2 protein-coding genes are annotated in these 4,331 nt (G+C 73.4%); both read right to left on the bottom strand.

Annotation, left to right across the window (positions count from 1 at the left end):
* Window positions 1–323: 323 nt before the first annotated feature.
* Window positions 324–2,162, bottom strand: a complete 1,839-nt coding sequence (locus C6N75_RS25890) for a GMC family oxidoreductase N-terminal domain-containing protein (protein WP_105871300.1) — start codon at window positions 2,160–2,162, stop codon at window positions 324–326.
* 70 nt (window positions 2,163–2,232) lie between these two features.
* Window positions 2,233–3,975 (bottom strand): succinic semialdehyde dehydrogenase, encoded by a 1,743-nt coding sequence (locus C6N75_RS25885; protein ID WP_105871299.1) that lies wholly within the window; start codon window positions 3,973–3,975, stop codon window positions 2,233–2,235.
* Window positions 3,976–4,331 lie beyond the last annotated feature (356 nt).

Below are 4,331 nucleotides of genomic sequence, written 5' to 3'. Positions count from 1 at the left end.
AGATGTGTATAAGAGACAGTTGTGTCCCCTCCCCCCACCGAGGCCCGCCGGGCGCGCCGCACATCGCGGCGGGCCGGCGGGCCTCGTCGTACCGGGACGGCGCCCCCGAGCGCGGAGTGACGCAGGTCACATCAATTGCCCGGCGTCACTGCTGCAACCGTTCGCCCCGCTCGCGGGTCATGCATGCGAGACAAGGCCCCGGCGTCTGCCGTGGGCGGGAGGCGCTGCACTCGGAGGGGGGTGCAGCGCCTTCGTCGTGTCCGTGGTGCCCGTCGTGTCCGTGGTGCCCGTCGCGTCCGTGGTGCCCGTCGCGTCGGGGCGCTTCACTGCTTCGGCGGGACGGTGGGGATGCCGAGGAACGGCAGCCGCAGCGCGCCGAAGGCGTCGGCCGGGACGGCGGGCGACTTCGGCTCGACCGGCGCGATCCGGGCGTACGCCTCGCCCTGCCGGGGCCGCGGGTCGTCCTCCCCGTTGTTCGGCCAGAACGACATGGCCCGCTCGGCCTGCGCGGTGATGGTGAGGGACGGGTTGACGCCCAGGTTGGCGGAGACCGCGGCGCCGTCCACGACGAGGATGCCGGGGTGTCCGTGCAGCCGGTGGTACGGGTCGATCACGCCGTCCTCGGCGGTGGCGCCGATCACGCAGCCGCCGAGGAAGTGCGCGGTCAGCGGGGTGCCCATCAGCTCGCCGACGTTCGATCCGGCGAAGCCGTTGATCTCCTCGGCGAGCAGGGTGGCGGCGCGGGTGCCCTCGGCGATCTGCTTGGGGTTGGGCGCGCCATGGCCCTGGCGGGCGGTCAGCAGGCCCTTCCCGACGCCGCCCGGCTTGCGGAAGGTGGTCAGCGAGTTGTCCACCGACTGCATCACCAGTCCGATGATCGTCTTCTCGGACCAGCGGTGGTTGGAGAGCGAGCGTGCGGTCAGCAACGGGTGACGGACCACGTTCTTCAGCCACGCGGCGACCCGCCGTTCGGCGAAAGGCACCTGGAGGATGGAGAGCGAGCCCATCGCGTTGGAACCCTTGCCGTAGCGCACCGGCTCGATGTGGGTATTCCCGTCCGGGTGGATGGACGAGGTGATGGCCACGCCCTGGGTGAAGTCGGCCTTCGGGTGGCCGTGCCGCTTGCGGTAGCGGCGGTCGGAGGTCTGCGAGCCCACCAGCGCCTCGGAGTTGGTGCGGGTCAGCTCGCCGAGGCGGTCGGAGACGCGGGGCAGCAGCCCGCGGTCCTTCATGGTGTGCAGCAGGGTCTGGGTGCCGTAGGTGCCGGCGGCGACGATCACGTACCGGCTGCGCAGCACCCGGGGGGCGGCCTTGCGGCGGCGATAAGTGGGGACGACGGAGACGCGGTAGCCGTCGCCGGAGGGGTCGTCGGTGACGGCGGTGACGGTGGTCATGGGATGGATCACCGCGCCGGCCCGTTCGGCGAGGTGCAGGTAGTTCTCGGTGAGGTTGTTCTTCGCGCCGTGCCGGCAGCCGGTCATGCACTCCCCGCACTCGGTGCAGGCCCGGCGGGCGGGGCCCGCGCCGCCGAAGTACGGGTCGGGCACCTGCCGGCCCGGCCGCGTCCTCGCGCCGTCGGCGCCGCCGGCGTCCTTGCCGTCGCCGAAGAAGACGCCGACCGGGGCCAGGTGGAAGGTGTCGCCCACGCCCATCGCCTCGGCGGCCGCCTTCAGATGCACGTCGGACGGGGTCATCGTCGGGTTGAGCCGCACCCCGAGCATCCGCTTGGCCTGGTCGTAGTAGGGCGCCAGTTCCTCCTGCCAGTCGGTGATGGACGCCCACTGGCGGTCCTGGAAGAAGGCCGGCGGCGGTACGTAGAGGGTGTTGGCGTAGTTGAGCGAGCCGCCGCCGACCCCGGCGCCGGCCAGCACCATCACGTTGCCCAGCAGGTGGACCCGCTGGAGCCCGTACAGCCCGAGGGCCGGGGCCCACAGGTAGTTGCGCAGGTCCCAGGACGTCCTGGGCAGGGTGGCCGGGGTGAAACGGCGGCCGGCCTCCAGCACGGCGACCCGGTAGCCCTTCTCGGTCAGCCGCAGGGCGGAGACGGAGCCGCCGAAGCCGGAGCCGACGACGAGGACGTCGTAGTCGTAGCCCGCGTCCCCGGCTTCGCCGCCGTCATGGCCGGCGTCGTCCGGGGTGCGGGCAGGGGTGACCTGAGGCATGGCGCTCCTCGTGCCGAAGAGGGTGGAAGAAGGCGGGAAGAGGGCGGGAAGAGGGCAGGAAGACGGGTGGTCAGCGGAAGCGGAGGGCCTTCATCACGCGCAGGCCGCGGGTCATCAGCGCGGCGTACGCCTCGTCGTCCATCCCGAAGGACGGGGCGAGCGGGACGAGCCGCTGCTGGGCGACGGTCTGCGCCTCGGTGTACTTCAGGATGCCCTCGGAGCCGTGCCGGCGGCCCAGGCCGGAGTCCTTCATGCCGCCCATCGGCGCCTGGACGCTGCCGTAGGCGGGCGCGTACCCCTCGTTGATGTTGACGGTGCCGGTACGCAGCCGGGCGGCGACGGCGTGGCCACGCGCCGAGTCGCGGGTCCAGACCGAGGCGTTCAGCCCGTACGGGGTGGCGTTGGCGCGCTCCACGACCTCGTCCTCGTCGCGGAAACGGTAGACGGACACGACCGGGCCGAAGGTCTCCTCGGCGCAGACGGCCATCGGCTCCTGGACGCCGTCGAGGATGGTCGGCTCGTAGAACAGCGGGCCGATGTCGGGGCGGGCGGTGCCGCCCGCGACCAGCACCGCGCCCTTGGAAACGGCCTCCTCGACATGCCGGTTGACCGTTTCCAACTGGCGTTGCCCGACCAGAGAGCCCATGTCGGCGCCGTAGGCGAGGGCGCCGCCGAGCCGCATGGCCTTGGTGCGGGCGGCGAACCGCTCCACGAAGTCGTCGGCGACCGACTCGTGGACGTACAGCCGCTCGATGGAGATGCAGAGCTGCCCGGCGGAGGAGAAGCAGGCCCGCACCGCGCCGGCGGCGGCCTTCTCCACGTCCGCGTCGTGCAGCACCAGCATGGCGTTCTTGCCGCCGAGTTCGAGGGACACGCCGACCAGCCGGGCGGCGGCGCCCTGGGCGACCTCGCGGCCGGTACGGGTGGAGCCGGTGAAGGAGACGTAGTCGGCATGCCGGACCACCTCGGGTCCGACCACCGGCCCGTCCCCCAGCACCACCTGGAAGACCTCCTCCGGCAGCCCGGCCTCCACCAGCAGCTCGCGCGCCCACAGGGCGGTCAGCGCGGTCTCGGTGTCGGGCTTCATCACGACCGCGTTGCCCGAGACGAAGGCGGGCAGCGCGTCGCCGACGGACAGTTCCAGCGGATAGTTCCAGGGCGCGATCTGCCCCACCACCCCGCGCGGCTGGCGCAGTTCGGTGACCTTGGTGAGGGTGGGCAGCACACCGGTGCGGCGGCGCGGCTTGAGGTACGCGGCGGCCTTGCGGCCGTAGTGGCGGGCGGCCACCGCGACGGCCTGGATCTCCTCGTGGGCGTGCAGCCGCGCCTTGCCGGTCTCCAACTGGATCAGGTCCAGGCCCTCGGCCTGCCGCTGGAGGACCAGGTCGTGGAAGCGCAGCAGCACCGCGGCCCGGGCCCGTACCGGCGTCGCGGCCCACACCCGCTGGGCGGTGCGGGCGCGCTCGTACGCCTCGGCGACGTCCTCGGGGGTGGACTCGGGCAGCTCGGCCAGCCGCTCCCCGGTGAACGGGGTGTGGTTGGCGGTGCGGCCGGAGCCGACCACGCCCCGGACCAGCCGGGCGACCAGGTCGGGGGTGACCACGTCCGCGGCGGTCCGCGCCCCGGCCGGCGCGACGGCCACCGGGTTGGTGCCCGCGCCGGGCCCCTGCGCGGGCTGCCCCGGTCCGGTGGCCTCCGCGCTGCCGGCCGTCGCGTCGCGGGCGGCGGCGTTGCCGGCCGTCGGGCCGTGCGCCGCCGCGTCGTTCGCCGTCGCGCCGGCGGCTGCGCCGTTCCCGCCTGTGGTGTCCGTCATGGGGGCGAGGGTATGCCGATCGGCGGCCGTTCGGTACCCGCCGGTAACAGCTTTTCACCGGCGCTCCACACCGCGCCAGCGTTCACTGGCACATAAGCCCTGATCAGGCGGTATCGAGGGTGGGTGGGGAGGTGAGAAGGCACCGGACCGGATTCGTCCGCCACGGTGCCCGCCTCGGCCGGGACGGGAAGGACAGCCGGGACGGCGAGGAGGGGAAAGGCGGCCGGAACGGCGGGGCCGGCGGTTGCCAGGGTTGCCGGGGTTGCCGGGGTTGCCGGGGTTGCCGGGGTTGCCCGGAGGGTGTTGCCCAAGCCGGCCGGGCCGCCCGTCCGGGCAACCCCGGCAACCCCGGCAAC

The organism is Streptomyces solincola, assembly GCF_002982015.1.
Lineage (GTDB): Bacteria > Actinomycetota > Actinomycetes > Streptomycetales > Streptomycetaceae > Streptomyces > Streptomyces solincola.
The sequence above is the reverse complement of the archived record's forward strand: the minus strand, read 5'-3'. Positions and strand labels throughout refer to the sequence as shown.